Origin of the sequence: Massilia paldalensis (genome assembly GCF_044901715.1) — a bacterium.
Taxonomy (GTDB): domain Bacteria; phylum Pseudomonadota; class Gammaproteobacteria; order Burkholderiales; family Burkholderiaceae_D; genus Telluria; species Telluria paldalensis.
The window spans coordinates 223486-245470 of the sequence record NZ_JBJCIU010000004.1 but is presented as its reverse complement, the minus strand read 5'-3'; the positions used below and the strand labels follow the sequence as shown (position 1 = coordinate 245470).

20 protein-coding genes and 1 tRNA gene are annotated in these 21985 nt (G+C 66.2%); 12 read left to right on the top strand and 9 right to left on the bottom strand.

Features of this window, described 5'->3' with window-relative positions; all coding sequences use genetic code 11:
* The first annotated feature begins 54 nt into the window (after positions 1-54).
* The 4 genes from rpoD to ACI1V7_RS20415 all read left to right on the top strand — a co-directional run bounded on the left by rpoD (position 55) and on the right by ACI1V7_RS20415 (position 3830).
* Complete coding sequence (gene rpoD, locus ACI1V7_RS20430) at positions 55-2268, top strand: RNA polymerase sigma factor RpoD (RefSeq protein ID WP_404534158.1); 2214 nt, start codon at positions 55-57, stop codon at positions 2266-2268.
* A gap of 147 nt (positions 2269-2415) precedes the next feature.
* A tRNA-Ile gene (locus ACI1V7_RS20425) sits at positions 2416-2494 on the top strand.
* Between the two features lie 263 nt (positions 2495-2757).
* Positions 2758-3279 (top strand): septal ring lytic transglycosylase RlpA family protein, encoded by a 522-nt coding sequence (locus ACI1V7_RS20420; protein WP_404533656.1) that lies wholly within the window; start codon positions 2758-2760, stop codon positions 3277-3279.
* Positions 3280-3599: 320 nt separating this feature from the next.
* Positions 3600-3830, top strand: coding sequence for a hypothetical protein (locus ACI1V7_RS20415; RefSeq protein WP_404533655.1), 231 nt, complete (start codon positions 3600-3602; stop codon positions 3828-3830).
* 64 nt (positions 3831-3894) lie between these two features.
* Here ACI1V7_RS20415 and ACI1V7_RS20410 read toward each other — a convergent pair whose 3' ends face one another.
* Positions 3895-4560, bottom strand: a complete 666-nt coding sequence (locus ACI1V7_RS20410) for an endonuclease III domain-containing protein (protein ID WP_404533654.1) — start codon at positions 4558-4560, stop codon at positions 3895-3897.
* A gap of 79 nt (positions 4561-4639) precedes the next feature.
* The gene (locus tag ACI1V7_RS20405; RefSeq protein ID WP_404533652.1) at positions 4640-5362 is read right to left on the bottom strand and encodes a LexA family transcriptional regulator; all 723 of its coding nucleotides are present in this window, start codon (positions 5360-5362) and stop codon (positions 4640-4642) included.
* Positions 5363-5568: 206 nt separating this feature from the next.
* On the opposite strand from ACI1V7_RS20405, the gene ACI1V7_RS20400 reads away from it, so the two are divergent.
* Positions 5569-6039 (top strand): hypothetical protein, encoded by a 471-nt coding sequence (locus ACI1V7_RS20400; RefSeq protein ID WP_404533650.1) that lies wholly within the window; start codon positions 5569-5571, stop codon positions 6037-6039.
* A 97-nt stretch (positions 6040-6136) separates the two neighbouring features.
* Positions 6137-8131 carry an alpha/beta hydrolase family protein gene (locus ACI1V7_RS20395; RefSeq protein WP_404533649.1) on the top strand — a complete coding sequence of 665 codons (1995 nt, stop codon included), beginning with the start codon at positions 6137-6139 and terminating at the stop codon, positions 8129-8131.
* Between the two features lie 68 nt (positions 8132-8199).
* On the opposite strand, the gene ACI1V7_RS20390 is transcribed toward ACI1V7_RS20395, so the two are convergent.
* A complete protein-coding gene (locus ACI1V7_RS20390) occupies positions 8200-8781 on the bottom strand; it encodes a DJ-1/PfpI family protein (RefSeq protein WP_404533647.1) in 582 nt (193 codons plus the stop codon).
* 108 nt (positions 8782-8889) lie between these two features.
* On the opposite strand from ACI1V7_RS20390, the gene ACI1V7_RS20385 reads away from it, so the two are divergent.
* Positions 8890-9291, top strand: a complete 402-nt coding sequence (locus ACI1V7_RS20385; protein ID WP_404533645.1) for a hypothetical protein — start codon at positions 8890-8892, stop codon at positions 9289-9291.
* On the opposite strand, the gene ACI1V7_RS20380 is transcribed toward ACI1V7_RS20385, so the two are convergent.
* A complete protein-coding gene (locus tag ACI1V7_RS20380; RefSeq protein WP_404533644.1) occupies positions 9292-9873 on the bottom strand; it encodes a DUF2325 domain-containing protein in 582 nt (193 codons plus the stop codon).
* A 349-nt stretch (positions 9874-10222) separates the two neighbouring features.
* Here ACI1V7_RS20380 and ACI1V7_RS20375 point away from each other — a divergent pair, with 349 nt between their 5' ends.
* Together ACI1V7_RS20375 and ACI1V7_RS20370 are read left to right on the top strand one after the other, a co-directional pair.
* Entirely contained in the window at positions 10223-10858 is a 636-nt protein-coding gene (locus ACI1V7_RS20375; protein ID WP_404533642.1) for a hypothetical protein, read from the top strand.
* A 118-nt stretch (positions 10859-10976) separates the two neighbouring features.
* A complete protein-coding gene (locus tag ACI1V7_RS20370) occupies positions 10977-11420 on the top strand; it encodes a glycine zipper 2TM domain-containing protein (RefSeq protein WP_404533640.1) in 444 nt (147 codons plus the stop codon).
* A gap of 130 nt (positions 11421-11550) precedes the next feature.
* Here ACI1V7_RS20370 and ACI1V7_RS20365 read toward each other — a convergent pair whose 3' ends face one another.
* Together ACI1V7_RS20365 and ACI1V7_RS20360 are read right to left on the bottom strand one after the other, a co-directional pair.
* Positions 11551-12855 carry a cytochrome P450 gene (locus tag ACI1V7_RS20365; protein WP_404533638.1) on the bottom strand — a complete coding sequence of 435 codons (1305 nt, stop codon included), beginning with the start codon at positions 12853-12855 and terminating at the stop codon, positions 11551-11553.
* A gap of 92 nt (positions 12856-12947) precedes the next feature.
* Complete coding sequence (locus tag ACI1V7_RS20360) at positions 12948-15236, bottom strand: CHASE domain-containing protein (RefSeq protein WP_404533636.1); 2289 nt, start codon at positions 15234-15236, stop codon at positions 12948-12950.
* 257 nt (positions 15237-15493) lie between these two features.
* Here ACI1V7_RS20360 and ACI1V7_RS20355 point away from each other — a divergent pair, with 257 nt between their 5' ends.
* Positions 15494-15955, top strand: coding sequence for a hypothetical protein (locus tag ACI1V7_RS20355; RefSeq protein ID WP_404533634.1), 462 nt, complete (start codon positions 15494-15496; stop codon positions 15953-15955).
* 63 nt (positions 15956-16018) lie between these two features.
* Complete coding sequence (locus ACI1V7_RS20350) at positions 16019-16636, top strand: LON peptidase substrate-binding domain-containing protein (protein ID WP_404533632.1); 618 nt, start codon at positions 16019-16021, stop codon at positions 16634-16636.
* A gap of 117 nt (positions 16637-16753) precedes the next feature.
* On the opposite strand, the gene ACI1V7_RS20345 is transcribed toward ACI1V7_RS20350, so the two are convergent.
* Positions 16754-17512 carry an EF-hand domain-containing protein gene (locus ACI1V7_RS20345; protein WP_404533631.1) on the bottom strand — a complete coding sequence of 253 codons (759 nt, stop codon included), beginning with the start codon at positions 17510-17512 and terminating at the stop codon, positions 16754-16756.
* Positions 17513-17892: 380 nt separating this feature from the next.
* Between ACI1V7_RS20345 and ACI1V7_RS20340 the strand changes: the two genes are divergently transcribed.
* On the top strand, positions 17893-19359 hold the full coding sequence (locus ACI1V7_RS20340) for a DEAD/DEAH box helicase (RefSeq protein WP_404533628.1): 1467 nt from the start codon (positions 17893-17895) through the stop codon (positions 19357-19359).
* Positions 19360-20160: 801 nt separating this feature from the next.
* On the opposite strand, the gene ACI1V7_RS20335 is transcribed toward ACI1V7_RS20340, so the two are convergent.
* Together ACI1V7_RS20335 and ACI1V7_RS20330 are read right to left on the bottom strand one after the other, a co-directional pair.
* Complete coding sequence (locus tag ACI1V7_RS20335) at positions 20161-21480, bottom strand: ATP-binding protein (protein ID WP_404533627.1); 1320 nt, start codon at positions 21478-21480, stop codon at positions 20161-20163.
* The gene (locus tag ACI1V7_RS20330; protein ID WP_404533626.1) at positions 21432-21851 is read right to left on the bottom strand and encodes a PAS domain-containing protein; all 420 of its coding nucleotides are present in this window, start codon (positions 21849-21851) and stop codon (positions 21432-21434) included. The genes ACI1V7_RS20335 and ACI1V7_RS20330 overlap by 49 nt, the downstream gene beginning before the upstream one ends.
* Positions 21852-21985 lie beyond the last annotated feature (134 nt).

Here is a 21985-nt window from a genome sequence, read left to right as displayed (position 1 = left end):
GCGCCTGTGCCAACCAAGAAACCCGAAACCAAAGTGGCTACCAAATCCACCAGGATGTCCGCCAAGGCGGACAATTCACAAGACAAGGCGGAAGCCCGCGTCGCGGGTGTCGCGCCAGTGAACCAGACGACCGATGCGGAAGCCCTCGCCGCCATCGACACGTCGGGCTACGTGCTGCCGGCCGTCAAGGTACCGGGCCGCCGTGGCCGCAAGCCCAAGGAATTCACGCCCGAGAACGACGAAGTCGCCGCCCTGAACGCGGTCGAGCGCGCCGAGCTGAAGGCGGTCGACAAGGCCAAGGCCAAGGACCGCAAGGCCAAGGAAAAGGCGCTGCTCAAGGATGCGTTCTCCTCGGACACGGAAGCGAGCGAGGAAGAGCTCGAGATCCGCCGCCAGAAGCTCAAGGCCCTGATCAAGTCGGGCAAGGAGCGCGGCTTCCTGACCTATTCCGAGATCAACGACCACCTGCCGGACAATATCGTCGATCCGGAAGCGATCGAAGGCATCATCGGCACCTTCAACGACATGGGCATTGCCGTCTACGAGCATGCGCCCGATGCCGAGACCCTGCTGCTGTCCGATAGTGTCGCCACCGTCACCAGCGACGACGAAGCCGAAGCGGCCGCCGAAGCGGCGCTGTCGACCGTCGACTCCGATTTCGGCCGTACCACCGACCCCGTGCGCATGTACATGCGCGAAATGGGCTCGGTCGAACTGCTGACCCGCGAAGGCGAGATCGAGATCGCCAAGCGCATCGAAGACGGCCTGCGCGACATGATCCAGGCGATCTCCGCCTGCCCGGTGACGATCGCCGAGATCATCGACGCCTCCAACCGCATCGAGAAGGACGAGATCAAGATCGACGAGATCGTCGACGGCATGGTGGACCCGGACGAGGACGAAGCGACCTCGCCGAGCGCCGTGGCCCCGACGAGCGCCTCGGACGGCGATGACGACGAGGACGACGACGAGCAAGAGGAAGAAGAGGAAGAGGAAGAAGAAGCCAGCGCCGGTTCCGGTGCGGCCGGCTATTCCGCCGAACAGCTCGAACAGCTGAAGAACACGGCCCTCGATAAATTCCGCACGATCGAACAGCAGTTCGACAAGATGCGCAAGGCCTACGAAAAGCAGGGCTACAACTCTGAAGGCTATATCAAGGCCCAGGAAGCCATCTCGAACGAACTGCTGGGCATCCGCTTTACGGCGAAAGTCGTCGAAAAGCTGTGCGACACGCTGCGCGGCCAGGTCGACGAAGTGCGCCACATCGAGAAGCAGATCCTGGACGTGGCCGTGAACCGCTGCGGCATGCCGCGCGCCCACTTCATCAAGGTCTTCCCGGGCAACGAGACGAACCTCGACTGGGTCGACGGCGAAGTGAACGCCGGCCACGCCTACAGCGCGATCCTCGGCCGCAACATCCCGACGATCAAGGAACTGCAGCAACGCCTGATCGACCTGCAAGCGCGCGTCGTCCTGCCGCTGCCGGACTTGCGCAACATCAACCGCCAGATGGCGGCCGGTGAAATGAAGGCGCGCAAGGCCAAGCGCGAAATGACGGAAGCAAACTTGCGACTGGTGATCTCGATCGCGAAGAAGTACACGAACCGCGGCCTGCAATTCCTCGACCTGATCCAGGAAGGCAATATCGGCCTGATGAAGGCGGTGGACAAGTTCGAGTACCGTCGTGGCTACAAGTTCTCCACGTACGCCACGTGGTGGATCCGCCAGGCCATTACCCGCTCGATCGCGGACCAGGCGCGCACGATCCGTATTCCGGTGCACATGATCGAAACGATCAACAAGATGAACCGGATCTCGCGCCAGATCCTGCAGGAAACGGGTGCCGAGCCGGATCCGGCAACGCTCGCGATCAAGATGGAAATGCCGGAAGACAAGATCCGGAAAATTATGAAGATCGCGAAAGAGCCGATCTCGATGGAAACGCCGATCGGTGACGACGACGACTCCCATCTGGGCGACTTCATCGAGGACAACAACACGCTGGCGCCGTCGGACGCCGCGCTGCACGCCTCGATGCGCGGTGTCGTGAAGGACGTGCTGGATTCGCTGACCCCGCGCGAAGCGAAAGTCCTGCGCATGCGCTTCGGCATCGAGATGTCGACCGACCACACGCTGGAAGAAGTCGGCAAGCAGTTCGACGTGACCCGCGAGCGCATCCGCCAGATCGAAGCGAAGGCCCTGCGCAAGCTGCGCCACCCGTCGCGTTCCGACAAGCTGAAGAGCTTCCTCGAGGGCAGCGGCGGCTGAGCCGTCGCGCAGCCAAGAAGCTTGACGGACCAGCGCTAACACAATATCCTCTCGCCACCTTGGATCAACCGTGTCTTACTGACATGGGCTGGTCCGGGTGGCGAGCGGTTGGTGTCCATCCCCGTTGAAGAAGTACGTACCAGTTTCGGGCCTCTAGCTCATGCCTGGTTAGAGCAGCGGACTCATAATCCGTTGGTGCCCGGTTCGACTCCGGGGAGGCCTACCAAAACTCCATGGCAAAGTCAGGGACTTCAGCGAATTCGCTCGAGTCCCTGATGCTTTTCTACGGACGTGTCAAAAGTCACTTTCGCCCGCGGTTTCCCCACGTTGCGCTGCAGAACGATTTTTCGTTCTGCCGTTCCACATGTATCATCCACGGACTCGGCCTTGCGCCTTGCAGTATGTGCCGGCTGAGCGCCGCGCGCGATGAACAACGTGTGGAAAGCAACGATGAGAAGTATGGTATCTATCTGTTCGAGACCGGCGCTGGTGGCCGCATTGACGCTGTCCCTGGCAGCCTGCTCGACACCGGCAGTCAAGCCGAGGAAAGGCGGTGGCGGCTATTACCTCAACGACGGGCCACCGAAAGGCGTCACGCAGGCGCAGATCGATGCCGTCCCGGAGCCCGTACCCAGGGCAGAGCGGTTTGTTTCCGGTACCCTGAAGCCGTATGTTGCCATGGGAACCAGCTACCGGCCGATGACGGCATTAGCGCCGTATCACGCGCGTGGCGTCGCAAGCTGGTACGGCACCCGTTACCAGGGATTGCCGACGTCAAGCGGCGAACCCTATGATGTGCTGAAGCTCACGGCCGCGCATCCGATCCTTCCGATCCCGTGTTATGTCAGGGTGACCAACCTCGAGAACGGTAGAACGCTCATCGTCCGCGTGAACGACCGCGGCCCGTTCCACTCGAACAGGATCATCGATCTGTCGTACGCGGCCGCCTCCAAGCTCGGCTATGCGGCGAAAGGCAGCGCGCTGGTCGAGATCGACGTCATCCTGCCGTAAGGGCGCTGGTGCATGGCGAGCAATGGCTGCTCAGGGCGGTTGCTGCCGCGCGTGACTATCCATGACTTCTCCAGCTCAGGAACGTGCTACGCCGTCGAATAGCCGAGTTCGACCAGAAGCGCACGCACAAACGTAAAGTGAGAAACAGAATGCGAATATTTTCAACGCCAATTTACCGGGGGATGCTGCTGTTCTTGGTGTTGAATCTTGTTCCAGCTTACGAGACCATGTTTGAAAGTTATCGCCCTTCCTGGACTTCCGTAGGACGGAATGGTTTGGCGGTGAGATCCGAGACCTTCATAACGATAAAGGAAGACGTCATGTTCGGCATGAACCTTCGCAGCTATGACGTCTACTTCAAAGAGCGCTGGCATCGGCTTCGATTAGGTTTCCCCCTCAAGCCGATCACGATAGATGTTGAAGAACGGAAGAAGCAGTTTCAGGGGCGCATCGAGACAAATTGGCTCTTTGTGAACATCGGCATTAGCTTGGTTCTCTGGATGTTGCTGGAATTCGCGCTCTATGCTACTAGACGGTCTCAACGCAACTAGTACATCGCCTCCAGTGCACGTCGAATGGCGGCTGACTTCGCTTGAACACCGGTTCGGCCATGGCCTACCGATGCTCCGTCACCCCCACCTGCGCGCACATCGCCAGCACCGGACACGTCGAACACTTCGGCTTGCTCCCCGTGCAGATGTGCTTCCCGAATGGCACCAGCAAGCGATTGATGTCGATCCAGTGCTCCCGCGGCAGCTTGTCCTCCAGCGCCACCAGCGCCTTCTCCGGCGTCGACGCCTCGACATACCCCCACCGTCCCGTCACCCGATGCACGTGGATGTCCACGCTGATGACGGGCGTTCCGCACGCCACGCCCAGCACGAGGTTCGCGCACTTCGGTCCGACGCCGGCAAACGACAGCAGCACGTCGCGGTCCCCCGGCAGCGTCTCGCCATACGATTGCGTAACCTGCCGCGCGATCGCCAGCATCTGGTGCGCCTTGCGCTCATGAAACGTGCTCGGACCGATCAAGCCATCCAGTTCTTCCCAGGACAGCGCCGCAACGGACGACGGCGTCCGCGCCCGCGCGAACAGCTTGCGCGACACGGGCAAGGTCACTTCGTCATAGGTGCGGATGGAGATGATGCAGGCGAGGAGCTGTTCGAAGGTCGAGGTGTAACCCTCTTCGAACAGCTGGAACAAGGCCGCCTTGGGCCATGGCCGTACCGCTTCCTCGATGCGTTCGAGTGCGATGTCGATGTCGAACGGTTGCTTGTCCATGGGCCCTCCAGCGATCGGATGCAGGAAGGGTAGAGCGTCCGGCCGCGGCACTCCGTTCAGTGCCGCACACGATGCACCATCAAAGCCTGCCGGTCAGCATCCTTCCCGGCTGGTACACGACCTTGCCGACGATGCTGCACTGGCCGCTGCGCACGTTGACCGGTCCGAAGTCCGGATTGATCGAATGCAGGCACCAGTCGTTGCCGCGCTTGATCAGCTGCTTCACCAGCGCCTCGCCATTGAAGTTGACGGCATAGATCTCGCGGCTGACGGGCTTCTTGTCGGCCGTGTTCACGACGACGACGTCGTCCTCGAACATCATCGGTTCCATGCTCTGGCCGCGCACGCGGATCGCCAGCAGCTGGTGCGGCACCAGGTTATGGGCGTCGACGATGGCGCGCGGCAGGTGCAGCACGCCGCCGTCTTCCAGGTCCGGTTCCGTCTCGAAGCCCGTCACGCCGGCGTGCAGCTTGAGCGTGACGCGGCGGATCGGGATGGTGTCCGGCTCGTCGCCCACGCGGATGCCGCGGGCGTCCTCGATGAAGGGATTGTCGACGGCCGGCGCGATGGTCTCGCCGTCTTCGCTGGCCAGGCGCAGCGCCAGCGCCATCGGCGGCTCGCCCGTTTCCAGCCACGTGGCGGAGCAGCCGATGGCGCTCTGCGCCTTCAGCAGGCCCGCCTTCGAGATGCCGCGGGCTTCCCAGTTGTTCACCGTTTGCTGCGACTGGTTCAAGGCGCGGGCGATCTCCGCCTGCGTCTTCAGACCGGCCAGTGCTTCGGCGGCCTCGTAGAGGCGTTTCATTTGTACGTGCATGTCGCGATTGTCCATTGAACTACACAAGGTGTGTTACACAAATTGTTGACGCCGATTATAAACATGATGTTTAATATTGTCTAAGAGGCGTGCGTTTTTACTCGCAAAAATACGACAAGAACCTGGACGGGACCACGCTTTCATGCACCGTCGCATACACGCGACGTGTATTCATCGCTATCACTGGAGGAATCATGGGATTTGCCGATCACGATGTCCGCGTGCTCCTGGCGCACGCATTCAAACCCGTCATCGATGGCTTGACCGTCGTGGCGGCCGGCGCGGCGTTGATGGGTGGCCTGGTCCACCTGTTGCCACCACTGGCGGCCGTCGTGTCGATCCTGTGGATGGGATTCCAGTGGTACCACTCGGCGCCGATGAAGGAGTGGCGCGCGCGGCGCCGGGAACGGGCGGCGGCGCGCGGACGCCGGCCTGCTACGGTACTGCGCTCGGTCGGGGTGTGGTGCAACGCCATGCTGCTGGCGCTGTTGTCATTCACTGGCGACATCGCCCAGGCACTGGCGACCTACCTGCCGGGCCTTGCCCCGTATCTGCCCGAGCATCTCCAGAAGTGGGTGGGCTTGACCGTCGTCCTGCTAAATATCGTCAACGCCGTCCGGCGTGGGCGCAAAAGGGCCGATGCGAAGGGCAGGGGCCGTGGGTGAAGCATGTGCAAATATGCAACAACGAAGGTGAGTGTGTTGACAAAAGATTTATACAAAGCAAGTATGTAAAAATTGTCACCTCGATACCCGAACAGCCATGATCTTCTCGCGCTCGTCGCTCCGGCGTCTCTTCGTTGCTGCCGCATTCCTCGTCGCCGCACACGAAGCCGGCGCCGCCAATCCCCCGGTGGAAGCATTCTTCCGCAACCCCGACGTCAGCTTCGTCAAGATTTCGCCCAGCGGCCGCTACGTCGCCATCCTGAACCGTGCGGAGGATGGCACGCAGCTGCTGGCCGTGCGCGACACGGCGGACCTGACGAAGGTCACGACGGCCGCCAGCTTCGATACGGCGCGCCTGGCCAGCCTAGCCTGGGTCAACGACAAGCGCCTGACGTTCACGCTGAAGAACCCCAAGCTCGATTTCGAGGGGAACTACGACCAGTTCGCGGTCGACCGCGACGGCAACAACATGGTCCACCTGATTGCGGGCAGCTGGCGCCATCAGCAGCAGAGCCTCGGCAGCAACATCAAGGACCGCAAGCTGACGGCGGACCACGTCTTCCTGGACGTGACGCACGACGGTTCGGACGACATCATCGTCGCGCGCTTCACCTGGAACAACATCGACCGGCGCCCGCAATCGCTGCATCCGTTCCGCCTCAATACGCGCACCCAGGTACTCACGGACCTGGTGGTCGGACCGCAGCCGGACAACGTGACGGACTGGGTGTTCGATGCGGCCGACCAGGCGCGCGTCGCGATGGTGCACAACAAGGGGCGCTGCATCGCGTATTACCGCGCCGGCCCGGATGCGCCCTGGACCGACATCAGCAACCGCGACTGCTTCAAGGACGACCAGTTCGAGCCGCTGGCGTTCGACGGCCGCAACACCCTGTACGTGCGCGCCGGCTACAAGGGGCGCAGCGCGCTGTTCGCCTACGACCTGGGCAAGCGGGAGCTGGCGAAGGAGCCGTTCGTCGACATCGACGGCTTCGATTTCGACGGCGACCTGAAGCAGGACTACCGCGCCAACAAGATCCTCGGCGTGCATTTCACGGCGGATGCCAGCTCGACGGCGTGGCTCGATCCCACCATGAAGGGCATCCAGGACAAGGTCAATGCCCTGTTGCCGGGCTCGGTCAACCGCATCGATTGCGGCATCGATTGCCGCGCTCCGCAAGCCGTGGTCGTCCTCGCCCGGTCCGACCGCATGCCGCCGACCTATTTCGTGTACACCCCGGCGGACAACAAGCTCGTCGGGCTCGGCAGCAGCAATCCCGCCATCGATCCGAAGCGCATGGGCAAGCGCGACTTCTTCCGCATCGATGCGCGCGATGGCCTGCAGATTCCCGTGTACGTGACGATGCCGGCCGCGAAGGCGGACGGGCCGCGGCCCGCCATCGTGCTGGTGCACGGCGGGCCCTACGTGCGCGGCGGTTCCTGGGAGTGGAATGGCGAGGCGCAGTTCCTGGCGTCGCGCGGCTACGTCGTGCTGCAGCCGGAGTCGCGCGGCAGCACGGGCTTCGGCTTCCCGTTGTTCCGCGCCGGCTGGCAGCAATGGGGCCGCACCATGCAGGACGACCTGGCCGATACGGCATCCTGGGCCATCAAGAAGGGCTGGGCCGATCCCAAGCGCATCGGCATCATGGGCGCCAGCTACGGCGGCTATGCGACGCTGATGGGCCTGGTGCGCAATCCGGAACTGTTCCGCGTGGGCGTCGAGTGGGCGGGCGTGACGGACATCGGCCTGATGTTCTCGGCCGTCGAAAGCGACGCGTCGGAAGACGCGCGCCGCTTCGACATGCGCACGCTGATCGGCGACCCCGAGCGCAACCCGGAGGCGTTCGCCGAAGTGTCGCCGCTGGCGCAGGCGGGACGCATCGCGCAGCCGCTGCTCATGGCCCACGGCGGCCAGGACGTGCGCGTGCCCATCGTGCATGCGGCGGCCTTCCGCAACGCCGTCAGCCGCACGAACCGCAAGGTCGAGTACGTCGTCTATCCGGACGAAGGGCATGGCTGGCGCAACGAGGAAACCCGCCTCGATTTCTGGAAGCGCGTCGACACCTTCCTCGACGAGAACCTGGCGCGCTGAGCGTCACGTGGGGTGGGCACCCCGTGCCCACCAGATGTCCGCATCGGGCCAGCGCGGGCCGACCTCACCTACAGCACGATCTCCGTCCCCAGCACCTTCAGGAACTGCGCCAGCCACTGCGGATGCGCGGGCCACGCCGGCGCCGTCACCAGCTTGCCGTCCGTGACGGCCTGGTCGACGGGGATGTCGGCATACTCGCCGCCGGCCATGCGCACCTCGGGCGCGCAGGCGGGGTAGGCCGACACGCGCTTACCGCGGATGACGTCGGCCGCCGCCAGCAGCTGGGCGCCGTGGCACACCGCCGCGACCGGCTTGTCGAGGCGCACGAACTCGCGCACCAGGTCGATCACGCGCGGGTCCAGGCGCAGGTATTCGGGGGCGCGGCCGCCGGCGATCATGAGGGCGTCGTAGTCGCCGGCGCGGCTCTCCGCGAAGTCGGCGTTCAGGGAGAACAGGTGGCCCGGTTTTTCCGTGTAGGTCTGGTCGCCCTCGAAGTCGTGGATGGCAGTCTTGACCTTGTCGCCCTTGCCCTTGCCGGGGCAGACGGCGTGCACCGTGTGCCCTACCGCCTGCAGCGCCTGGAACGGCACCATCGTTTCGTAGTCTTCGGCGAAATCGCCGGTCAGGAACAGGATCTTCTTCGCTGCCATGACGTTCTCCTCGAGGGGTGATCGGACCTCGACAAAGATAACACCCGCTTCCGGGATTTGCTAAGCTTGCATTTCGGACATATTCATGGACACATCCAAGGAAACCGCATGGCGCACGACCACCTCCTCAGCAGCGACGACATCATGGCCCTGGCACGGACGTCCAGCGCCGTCGCGCGCCCCTGCGCCTGCCGCATCGACAGCTTCCGCGAGTGGACCCGCGTCCCCGCCGACTTTCCGCAGGCGCAGCTGCGTCCGGCCGGCACCCTGGTGCACGACCCGTATGCCGAGCCGACCTATGCCGAATACCACCCGGACGGCACCAGCTACTGGTCGCCCGACGCGCCGATCGCGCTGCGCCATTTTCCGTACAACCGCTGCACGGTCCAGCAATGCGGCGTGTGCCAGCGCGCCTGCCTGACCTATGTGGAGGCAGGCGGCTATTACGTCGAGCCGCGCATCCGGGCGCTCGATCCCCGCCTCATCGTGGACGTCGCCGTCGACGACTGATCATTCGACGCGTTCGGGGGCCAGCGCCGCGATGCGCGCCCGGCCTTCGTCACCGGGCGCGCGATGGATGCGCACGATGCGTAGCGCGTCCGGCCGCTCCACCAGCACGCAGGCCGTGCCCGTGCGCTTGCAGTGGTCCTGCACGCGCCAGTAGTCGCCATGGCTCAGGCACCCGGTCTGGCAGATCACCAGGTCGGCGCCGCTGAGGCGCTCCTCCAGGCGTTCGGCATCCCGTACCGGAACAGGGGCGTGTCTGCGCGCGCGCCGGCGCAGTAAATCCTCGCGCAGTAATTCCTCAATACGCGCCTGCAGCGCCCGCACCCGCCGCGCCAGCGCCGCGCGCTTTTCCAGGCCGGGCATCTCGCGTTCCAGCGCCGCGCGGTCTTCCCGTTCCCAGGCCAATTGGCTGTCGCGCGCTACGACCGCGGCGCGCAGCCGCACGACCTCGGCATCGAGCGCCGCGATCTGGCCTGCCTGCGCTTGCAGCAGCGCCGTGCAGCGGGCCTGGACGCGGGCGTATTCCCGCAGCAGCGTGCAGTGGTCGCGGAGCAGTCGGTCGAAGTCGTCGGCGGTAGCCTGCATGGGTGGTCCTCCGGTGGTAAGACAAGGGCATGCCGGATGGCGGCCAGGATGATTCTATATGAGAATGATTCTCATTACAAATCGCGTGTTCGCATTTTTAATGACATGACACGCATGAAATGTGTGCTTTTTGCCACGTTGAATCGTGCACCTGCACGCAGTTGATATAGTGCGAAATATAAATGATCGACCGGTCAGTTATTCCGCATGCATCCGTGACCGGCGGTATTTCTCAACTTTCCAAGAAAAACATATGTCCCGCCTCGCTCAATCAGCACGCGTGCCCTCACGTGTTGCGATACGTATTTCCCCCCGTCTCGCCCTGCGTTTTTCCGCAGCCGATGCCCTGTTGCTGGCATTCATCCTCGTTTCCTACCCCCTGGCCCTGGCCATGCCCGAGGCCTGGGGCCTGGAAAACGGCGTCATCGAAAATGCCCAGGTCGCCGTGCTGCTGTGCGGCGCCCTGGCCGCCTTCCTTGCCTGGTGGCGCCACCGCGGCACGCCGCTGGGTGCGCTGGGCGCGAGCACGGTACCCGTCTGGCTCATCCTCGCCGCACGCGAGTTGAGCTGGGGTGCCGTGATCACGCAGGCCGACGCCGTCCGTGCCGGCCTGCCGCTGGAGCCGATGTGGTACAAGCCGGCCGTGGCGCCCGTCATCTGCGCGCTGCTGGCGTGGTCCGTGTCGACCCTCTGGCGCCATCACCTGGGCCGCTTCCTGGTCGGTCTCGCGCGCAACAGCCACTACGCGGTCGTGCCGCTGGTGCTCGCGGTCGTCGCGTCGTACCTCTCCGCCTGTGCCGAAGGCCACGCCGTCTGCGGCATCCACGCGAACCCGCACCATGCGCAGGACTGGGAAGAAGGGCTCGAACTGATCGCCTACATGGCGCTGGTGTTCGCCCAGCAGCGCGTGTTCCGGTCCTGTCAGCAACAGGACGCCGCGCGGGCCAGTACGGTCGCGGCCGGGCGCGACGCCGTCGGCCCCTGATGACAAGGCAGGGCGTGTTACAAGCGCTTGCATCTGATACCTTTTCCCTCTTGGCAGGCAATCGTGCGGGCCGTAATCTGTGGACAAGCCAATCACAACGACTTCAGGGGAAAACGTCATGAATAACATCACTACCCGCCTCGCCGCCCGTGCCACCTTGTTTGCCGCCATCGCGATGTCCGGCGCCGTGCCGCTCGCCAGCCAGGCAGCACCGCAAGGGCATGCTCAGTGCCAGAACTGCGGCACCGTGGTCTCGACCAACACCTACAAGCGCGAAGCGGAACGCGGCAGCGGCATCGGTGCCGTGGGCGGCGCCGTCGTCGGCGGCCTGCTGGGCCACCAGATCGGCAGCGGCAACGGCCGTACCCTGGCCACCGCTGCCGGCGCAGCCGCCGGCGCATACGGCGGCAACCGCATCGAGCGCAACGTGAAGGCCGAAATCTATACGGACGTGCGCGTGAAGATGGCGCGCGGCGGCTACCGCACCTTCACCGAGCATGGGCAGTCGCGTTACCGCAACGGCGATCGTGTACGGGTGCAGAACGGCCACCTGGTGCGCTGATCGAGCCACCATCCGGAAGCGTCGTTGCCCCTGCGCAGGCAGGGGCCCAAGTTTGCGTGCAGCGAACGAGATTGGGCCCCTGCCTGCGCAGGGGCGACGCGTTTGTAGGGCGTACGTGTGTGTCGCTGCGTTACGCAATGTCCTGCGGCCGCACCCGCACCCGCTCGATCACCATCCCGCTCGCCGGCAGCGTCGGCATCCTGCGCAGGCTCACCGACAAGTCCTGCGGCGGCACTTCGTAGGCGATGGCGCCGGCGAACAGTTTCAGGGCCGACGTCACCAGGTCGATCGTGGACGACTCTCCCGGGCAGCGGTGGCCGGCATACGGGTCGCCGCCGCCCTGCGGGATCAGCGCGAAGCCGCTTTCCTCGTGGCGCTCGAAGCGCCCCGGACGGAAGTTTTCCGGATCGCCCCACAGCGCCGGATCGTGGTTGGTGCCGTACAGGTCCAGCAGCACCCAGGTTCCCTTTTCGACGCGCATCTGGCGCCATTCGAAGTCGTGCAGCGCGCGGCCGGCGACGGCGGGGAAGAACGGGTAGTAGCGCCTGACTTCCTGGGTGAACATCACCGCGTGGCCATCGTCGCCGGCGGCGATGCGCGCGCGGCTTTCCGGATGCTCGTGCAGCGCCAGCACGGCAAAGGCGATGAAGCGCGCCACCGCCACCGTGGGACGCAACAGGTTGATCAGTTCGACGGCCGCGTGGCGCCGGTTCAGCAGCATGCCGTCGGCATCGCGGTGGCCGGCGATCACGCACAGCGGACTCTGTGGGGGCGGCTGCACGCGGCCGGCGCGCACGGCGTCGACCAGCGCCCGGGCCCAGTGCTCGGTGCGATTGCGCATCAGCTGCGCGCGCCAGTTGCGCGGGCCAGCCGATCCGGCCGCGTCGATCATCGCCGCGAGTTCCCGCGTCCGCTTCGCGCTCTCGGCATCGTCCAGCGGCGGCAGGCCGATCCATTCGCACGCCGCGCGGCACAGCACGTGCTGGGCTTCCTCGAACACCACCACGCGCGGCTGGCGCTGCCATCGCGCGAAGCGTTCCTGCCATTGCGCCTCGGCCAGCGCCACCAGGCGCTGGCGCTCCAGGGGACCGAACAATCCCATCAGCATGGCCTTGCGCCTGTGGTGCATGTCGCCGTCCTGCACGGCCACGCTGCCGTAGTCCTGCAGCAGGGTCAGTACCGTGGGCGGCAGCGCGCCGCGGCGCGTGAAGCGGCCGGGCTGGTAGAACATGCGCGCCGCATCCTCGCCGCGCACGCACAGCGCGCGGCGCAGCATCAGGCGGGTGGAGAAGGCGTCGCTCTGCAGCGCGGCGTGGCGCCGCTTCATGAAGCAGTAGCCTTCCGCCAGCAGGGCGAGGGTGTTGTCGAAGCCGCGGGCGCGCGGCAGGGCAGTGCGCGCGTCGGCATGGCGGGGAAGATGTTCGGTGCTTGCCAAATCGGGCCCTCCTTGGTGAATCGAGGCCCATCATCGCCCAACGGCCGCAGGACTCGGCGCACGCTAGGGCACGCGCCTGCTGCAATCGGTTCTTAGTGCGGGACCGGCGTGAACGCGGGATCGGGCGCATCCTGCAGCGCGCGCGGCAGGTAGATCGTCACGACGGTGCCGCGCCCCGGCTCGCTGGCCAGGCGGATATGGCCGCCGCTCTGCTTGACGAAGCCGTGCGCCATCGACAGCCCCAGGCCCGTGCCCTTGCCCTCGGGCTTGGTGGTGAAGAAGGGTTCGAAGGCGCGCTCCATCACTTCGGCCGGCATGCCGTTGCCCGTATCGGCCACCGAGACGGTTACGTAGGCGCCGGGGCGGATGCCGGTCTCGGCCTGCGGGCTGTCCGGGCCGATCTCCAGGTTGGCGAGCGCGATCGCGACGCGGCCTTCGCCGTCCATCGCGTCGCGCGCATTGATCACAAGGTTCAGCAGCACGTTCTCGAGCTGGTTCGGATCGACCAGCGTGTTCCACAGGTCGGGCGGCATGTCGAAGCGGATCTGCACGTGGTCGCCGGCGGCGCGGTGCAGCAGGCTGTCCATGCGTTCGATGAGCTGGGCCAGGTTGACGACGCTCGGGTGCAGCGGCTGGCGGCGGGCGAAGGCGAGCAGCTGGGCGGCCAGCTTCTTGCCCCGTTCGACGGCGTCCATGATGCCGAGCAGGCGCTTGCGGTGGTCTTCCTCGCCGCGCAGCATCAGCTGGGTATTGGCGCTGATGATGTGCAGGATGTTGTTGAAGTCGTGCGCCACGCCGCCGGTCAGCTTGCCCACCGCTTCCAGCTTCTGCGAGCGCTGCAGCGCCGTGCGCGCCTCGTCCAGGCGCAGCTTGCGCTGGCGTTCGCGCTCGACGGCCTCGCGGCGCGGGCGGATGTCGCGCACGAAGGCGGTGATGCCGTAGCCGCCCGGGGTGGGCAGCGGCGTGATCGCGATCTCGACGGGGATCGCCTGGCCGTGCACCGTCAGCATGTCGATCTCGCTGGGGCCGGACAGCATCGCGCATTCGCCGCTGCGGGCGAAATGCGCGAGGCAGGCGCGCCGTTCCTCGCGCTCGTGCGGCACGGCCAGCAGTTCGAAGGCGTCGCGTCCGAGCGCCTCGTCCTCGGTCCAGCCGAACAGGCGGCAGGCCTGGACGTTCCAGTCGGTGATGCGGCCGTCCGGGCCGATGCCGACGAAGGCGTCGTAGGCGTCCTGGAGGATCAGGCGGATGCGCTGGCGCTCGGCATCGACGCGGTCGTGCGATTCGCGCAGCTCGAGCGTCATGCGCCCGGCCAGCTGCAGCGCGCGGCGCCGTTCGGTGGCCAGCAGCCACACGACCAGCGCCAGCATCAGGCCCAGCCCGATGCCGGTGGCGGCCATCAGCCTCGCCTCGCTGCGGTCGAGCGCCTCCTCGTAGGCGGGAGCGGAGCGCACGCGCAGCGTCCATGGGCGGCCGGCGGTGTCGATGGTGGTCTGGCTCGCATACAGCGCGTCGCGTCCCGGCACGTGCGCACCCGGCGAGCGGTACAGCAGGGCGGGCTCCTTCGCCGCCAGGCCGTCGAAGATCTCGACCTCGAGGTCGGCCGCGTGCTCGCCGCCCACGCCGCGCATCAGGTCCTGCATGCGGAACGGCGCATAGGCCCAGCCGACGATGGCGGCGCGGCGTTCGAGGATGGTGTCGTGCCGCTGGCCGGCCCGGTACACGGGCACGTACATCAGGAAGCCCGATTGCGGCGCCTGTCCCGGCCCTTCCTGGACCAGCGTCACCTTGCCGGTGGCGGCGGCAAAGCCGCTGTCGCGCGCCGCTTCCATCGCCGCGCGCCGCACCGGCTCGCTGAACATGTCGTAGCCGAAGGCACGCAGGTTGCGGCTCTCGAACGGCTGGATGTGGGTGATGGCGGTGACGAAGTCGCGCCGGCCGGGCGGCTTGAGCGTGTAGTCCGGATAGCCTTCGGCGCGCACGCGGGCGACGTGGGCGTCGAGCGCGCCGGGCGGCACGATGGTGGCGACGCCCAGCGCCTCCATGCCGGGAAAGCGCTGGTTCAGGCGCAGCGATGCGTAGTACTCGGCGAATTCGGCGCGGGTCAGGTCGAGCGAGCCGCGCAGGTAGCCGCGCGTGGCGTACAGCACTTCCTCGTAGATGGCCATGCGCTGCCGGATGGCGGCCGACAGGTCGCGCACCCGGTAGTTGAACGTGGCCTGCTGTTCCTCGCGGGCATTCTGCTCGGCATTGCCGATGACCCAGCGCGTTACCACCAGCGCGGCCAGGAACACGAGCGCCGCCAGCAACAGCGGCAACGAGGCCGAGTTGCGCCAGCGGTTTCGCGGAGACTGGGACGAAGGATCGGGGAAACGGGGCATGGGCTGGTCGCGACCGGAACGTCCGTTGGATCCGGTATCGTCAAAGTAAAAGGGGGCGCCGTCGCGCAGAGCATACGCACCTGCGCAACCGATGGGCGCACGGCAGCCGATAGGTACGAAAAGCAGGCGCGTTCGCTACAATACCAGACTCTTCCGCGCTATCCCCCGAACCTGCCCCCGAACCAGCCCGCGACCGTGTCCGACCGAACCGAAACCCGCCTCTGCCCCTGCCTGTGCGCCCGCCGCGCGGAGGCCGCGTGAGCCTGCTGCGCCGCGTGCGCTGGACGCTCGCGGCCGTCCTGCTGGCGCTGCTGCTGTGGGCCGCGCTGTGGCCGCTGCGCTATCCGAGCCGCGAGCGTGCCGTCGATTTTCCGCGCGGGGCCGCGATATTGAAGGGCAGGGCGATCGCGCCGGACCGGCCGCCCCAGTTGCCGGCCGAGATCCGCCTGACGCTGGGCGTCCGTGACGTGCTGCTGCTGCGCAACCGCGACCTGTCGGCGCACGTGTTCGGCCAGGTGCTGGTGCTGCCGGGACGCGAGGTGCGGCTGCCGTTCGGCGAGGCCGGCGACTATGCCTTCGCCTGCGACGCCGCGCCCGACAATACGGTGACCGTGCGCGTGCTGCCCCATCCCGACCCGGGCTGGCAGCGCCTGCGCTGGCGCCTGCACGCCCTGAAGGAGGCCGTGCGCGAGTTGCCGGTGCACGGTCCGGAGGCCTGAACGGCTGTTTGAGTCACGGCAATCGTGCACCGCGGCGCGCTTCGAATCTGTCATCATGGGTCCATGGCGACGATTTCCATTCCCCTGTTTCCGCTCAGTACGGTGCTGTTTCCGGACGGCGTGCTGCCGCTGCAGATCTTCGAGGTGCGCTACCTCGATATGATCGGCCGCTGCCTCGCCGAGCACGAGCCGTTCGGCGTGGTGCTGCTGACCCAGGGCCAGGAAGTGCGCACGCCCGAGGGCGTCGAACAATTCGCCGGCACCGGCACGCTGGCCACCGTCACGGACACGACGGCGTCGGCGCCGGGCCTCCTGCAGGTGGTCTGCCGCGGTGGCTCGCGCTTCAGGGTCATGGACAGCGAACGGCGCGCCGACGGCCTGTGGATGGCCGAGGCGACCATGCTGGAAGACGACCACGCGGTGCGCATCCCGTCCGACCTGAAGGGCGCGGCCGATGCGCTCGACCGCGTGCTGGCCTCGCTGCACGACGTGCCGGAAAGCCGCTGGCCCGTGCAGCCGCCGTTCCGCCTGGACGATTGCGGCTGGGTGTCGAACCGCTGGTGCGAATTGCTGCCGCTGCCGAATGCGCAGAAGCAGCAGATGCTGATGCTGGATAACCCGATGATCCGGCTGGAACTGCTGCACGACGTGCTCGATGAGCACGGGTTGATTACTTCCTGACGCGATACGCCGGTACGACCGTCGTCCCTGCGCAGGCAGGGACCCAATTTCCTGGCGCAGCCGGAATGCCAATAACCATTGGGCCCCTGCCTTCGCAGGGGCGACGGTTGGTAAGCCTTACGCTTCCACGCTGACGCTCGACGATGCCGTCGACCCCGTCGACCCCGTCGACCCCGTCGATGTGCCGCTGTCCGCATACGCTTTCAACAGATCCATCGCATGCGCCAGCTCGCGGATCGGGTCGCGCTGCGCCGGGCCGTCCGGCTTGCCGGTAGCGTCCTTGCCGCCGTCGTCAGCGCCCGTGCCTGCTTCTCCGCTGGCCACCTTCTTGTCGTACGCCGCCTGTTCCTCTTCGCTGACGGTGCCGTCGCCGTCCGTATCGGCCGCCGCCACGTAGGTACTGCTGGTGCCGCTCGTCTCTTCGGTCGCGCCCTGCGCACCGCCGCCCGGGGGCGGGCCGCCGGCGCCGCGTGCTGCACCGGACATGGCGCCCATCCCGCCCGCCGTGGCGCTGGTCGCGGCCATGCCGCCTTCCGCGCCGTCGCCTTCGGGCGGCGGGCCGCTCGGCGGCGGCATGCCGCCCGCCACGCGCGATGCGTCGAACTGCGCGTTGAGCTGGTCGGACAGCCTGGTCATCGCTTCCGTCAGCTCGCTTTTGGTGACCTTGCCGTCGTCGTCACCGTCGAGCGCGCCGAAGGCGCTGTCGATGTCGACCGACTGGCCATCGCCGCCGTCGCTGCCGTTACTCACTGCGCTCAGCGCGCTCGCCAGGTCCGATTTCTCGATATATCCCTGCTTCTTCGTGTCGAGCTTCGAAAAGACCGAATCGGCCCAGTTCGACATGCCGCTGTCATTGCTGCTGATGCTGGCAACCATCCCGCGTCCTTTGATGTTGATTGATTGCATCAATTATCGGCCGACGCCGGCGCGGCAGGAGGAGGCGGATGTGTAAAGCCGGGTAAAAGCATGTAAAGGGAGAAGGGTGTATGGATTGCCAAAGCGGCAGCAAAACGGGCATAAAATTCGGGTTTTCATACACAGAGGGGTGGTTTTGAGGTAACCTTGAGCGCGATTGTCGTATCTCTACGTCCGTGCGGTCCAGATAACCGCCGCGAGCCAGGCGCCCCAGGCGCGTCCCGTCCCCCGGTTTTTTCGCGTTGGCCATGCCCGGCCGCTGCCCGGCGTAGAGCTCGACGAAGCTTGAACACAGCGCATGTCGCCAAAAGTAACGCCGAACAAAACGCCCGAAAGAAAACATGTCTGAAACACCGACCACTAATGAAAACGGCGGCGCGCCGACCGTGCGCTTTGCCGATTTCGGCCTGGCGCCTGAGATCCAGCGCGCGCTGTCGGACCAGGGCTATGTCCACCCGACCCCGATCCAGGCCAAGGCGATCCCCATCGTCCTGCAGGGCCGCGACGTCATGGGTGCCGCCCAGACCGGCACCGGCAAGACCGCGAGCTTCTCGCTGCCGATCATCCAGCTGCTGCTGGCCCATGCCAACAGCAGCATGTCGCCCGCGCGCCATCCGGTGCGCGCCCTGGTACTGACGCCGACGCGCGAACTGGCGATCCAGGTCGCCGACAACGTCAAGGCCTACGCCCAGCACACCCCGCTGCGCTCCACCGTCGTCTTCGGCGGCATGGACATGAAGCCGCAGACCGAGATCCTGCGCCGCGGCGTCGAGATCGTCATCGCCACGCCGGGCCGCCTGCTCGACCACGTCGAACAGAAGAACATCAGCCTGGGCCAGGTGCAGATGCTGGTCATGGACGAAGCCGACCGCATGCTCGACATGGGCTTCCTGCCCGACCTGCAGCGCATCATCAACCTGCTGCCGAAGAAGCGCCAGAACCTGATGTTCTCGGCCACCTTCTCGCCCGAGATCAAGAAGCTGGCATCGAGCTTCCTGACCGATCCGCTGACCATCGAAGTCGCGCGCAGCAACGCCACCAATACCTCGATCACCCAGGTGCTGTACAAGGTGGAAGAGTCGCAGAAGCCGGAAGTGGTCCAGCACCTGATCCGTTCGCGCGACCTGAAGCAGGTGCTGGTGTTCTCGAACACCAAGATCGGCGCCTCGCGCCTGTCGCGCACCCTGGAGCAGGCCGGCATCAAGGCGCTGGCCATCCACGGCGACAAGACCCAGCAGGAGCGCATCGCCGCGCTCGACGCCTTCAAGAACGGTACCATCGACGTGCTGGTCGCGACCGACGTCGCCGCGCGTGGCCTGGACATCACCGACCTGCCGTGCGTGATCAACTACGACCTGCCGTACAACGCCGAGGACTACGTGCACCGCATCGGCCGCACGGGCCGCGCCGGCGCCACCGGCGACGCGCTGTCGGTCTACTCGGACAAGGACGAGCGCCTGCTGGCCGACATCGAGAAGCTGATCAAGCAGACCATCACGCGCGGTGAACTGACGGGCTTCGTGCCGGGCCGCCCCGCCCGCGAGGAACGCTACGGCGACCGCTCGGGCGCGCGCAACGGCCGCCGCGAAAGCGATGGCACGCAGCGCGGCGAACGCAGTGAACGCGGTGAGCGGAGCGAACGCCCGCGCAGCAGCGGCCCGCTGCCGCGCCGCGAGAAGGTCGATCCGTGGTTCCTGAAACCCTACGAGCCGTCCAGCGCCCCGCGCCGCGACGAATCCGCGCCGGCCGCGCCGAGCAAGCCCAAGCCCAAGCTGGCGGCGCTGCTGGGCGGGTTGCCGAAGCAGTAAATGAAAAGGCCTGTCGATGACAGGCCTTTTTTTATTCACCGACGTCGTCCCTGCACAGGCAGGACCCAAGTCCTGCGGGCTTCGTCGCAACGCATGCAATATTGGATCCCTGCCTTCGCAGGGATGACGTTGTTTGATGGCGCGGCAGTGCTGAGAAGCGCCCAACCGACGTCGTCCCTGCGCAGGCAGGGACCCAAGTCCTGCGGGCTTCGTCGCAGCGCATGCACCATTGGATCCCTGACTTCGCAGGGATGACGTTGTTTGATGGCGCGGCAGTGCCGGCAGGCGCTTGACCGACGTCGTCCCTGCGAAGGCAGGGACCCAGGTGCTGCCAGAGCCGTCGCAACGCATGCACCATTGGATCCCTGCCTTCGCAGGGATGACGTTGTTTGATGGCGCGGCAGGGCCGGCAGGCGCTTGACCGACGTCGTCCCTGCGAAGGCAGGGACCCAAGTTTTGCCAGCGCCGTCGCAGCGCATGCAATATTGGATCCCTGCCTTCGCAGGGATGACGTTGTTTGATGGTGCGGCAGTGCCGGGAGGCGCTTGACCGACGTCGTCCCTGCGCAGGCAGGAACCCAAGTGCTGCCGGCGCCGTCGCACCGCATGCACCATTGGATCCCTGCCTTCGCAGGGATGACGTTGCTTGATGGCGCGGCAGTGCCGGCAGGCGCTGAACCGACGTCGTCCCTGCGCAGGCAGGGACCCAAGGTCTGCCAGCGCCGTGTCAACGCATGCACCATTGGATCCCTGCCTTCGCAGGGATGACGTTGTTTCGCGGTGCGGCAGTTCCGCCGGAAGCTTATTTTTCCCTTCCCAACGCCGCCTCCACCCTGGCCAGCAAGTCCTCGTGCTTGTACGGCTTGGCCAGGATGTTCAGGTCGCGCCCCCGTCCCGGCAGCTCGTCCATATAGCCCGTCGTCACCAGCACCGGCAGGCGCGGGTGCGTGGTGCGGACCTGGTCGGCTAGTTCCAGGCCCGTCATCCCGCCGGGCATGATCACGTCGGTGAACAGCAGGTCGATGCGGGCGCCGCCTTCGAGCAGGTGCAGGGCCTGTTCGCCGCTGGCGGCCGACAGCACGCCGTAGCCGGACATCGCCAGCACGCTCTCGGCCAGTTCGCGCACGTCGTCGTTGTCCTCGACCACGAGCACGCAGGGCTTGGCGCCGGCCAGGTCCTGTTCGCCGGCGTGCGCGTCGTTGCCCGGCTGCTGCGTCGAGCCCAGGCCGATGCCGCTGTCGGCCGCGGGGAAGAGCATGCGCACCGTCGTGCCCTTGCCCGGCGTGCTGTCGATTTCCAGGCGTCCCTGCGACTGCTGGACGAAACCGTGCACCATCGCCAGGCCCAGGCCCGTGCCCGGTCCCTTGGTGGTGAAGAAGGGTTCGGTGGCGCGGCGCAGCACCTCGGGCGTCATGCCCTTGCCCTCGTCGATGATGCACAGGTCGATATAGGTGCCGTGCGGCAGGCCGTGCTTCTTGAGCCGGTCCTCGCCGCGCACGATCGCCGTCGCCACCGTCACTTCGCCGCCGTCGGGCATGGCGTCGCGCGCGTTGATCAGCACGTTCAGCAGCGCCATCTCGAGGTGCGTGGCGTCGAGGTTGGAGACGGGCAGGCCGGGGCGCAGGTCCAGGCGCAGGTCGATGCGCTCGCCCAGCGTGCGCACCAGCATCTCGGAGAATTCGACGACCAGGTTGTTGATGTTGACGTGCTTCGGCTCCAGGCGCTGCTTGCGCGCGAAGGTCAGCAGCTGCTGGGTGAGCTTGCCGGCACGCATGGCGGCGCGCTGGGCCCGGTCGATGGCGACGCGGGCGGCATCCGGATCGTCGAGGCTGAGCGTGGCCACCTCGAGGTTGCCGTTGATGACTTGCAGCAGGTTGTTGAAGTCGTGCGCCATGCCGGCCGTGAGCTGGCCGATGGCTTCCATCTTCTGCGCCTGCAGGTAGGACTCCTGGGTCTGGCGGCGCTCGGTGATGTCCATCTGCGAGGCGAAGTAGTACAGCAGCTGGCCGTCCTGGTCGAAGATGGGGCCGATATAGAGCGCATTCCAGAACGGGGTGCCGTCGGCCTTGTAGTTCAGCAGGTCGACGGCGACGGCGCGCTGTTCCTTGAGCGCCTGGCGCACCTCGGCGACGGTGGCGCGGTCGGTCTGGGGGCCCTGCAGGAAGCGGCAGTTGCGCCCATGATGTCTTCCATGCGGTAGCCGGTCAGGTCGAGGAAGGCACCGTTGGCGAACACGATGGGGTCGTCCGGCTGGCGCGGATCGGTGACGAGCATCGGCATGCGCGTCATCTCGACGGCGGCGAAGAAGATGCTGCCGCGGTCGTTCAGCCCGTCGCGCGCGATGTAGCTGGCCTGCCAGTGGCGGATGCCGGGGTTGCCCATCGGACTGGCGGCATTGCCCTCGACCTCGCCCTCGGCCGGTACGCCCATGCTCTGGCCGCCGCCTTCGACCTGCATGTCTTCCTTGTTTTCGTCGTCCTTTTCTCTGCCCATGACCATCGCGCATTCCTTTCGGGTCGGTCGGCGCATGCACGGGCATGCCGGCCGTTGCCGCCATTCTGTGCCGGCGTACGTGTATACGGACGATTGTATGGCAGGCGCGGGCCGGCGACTGTTAGCGGACGCAC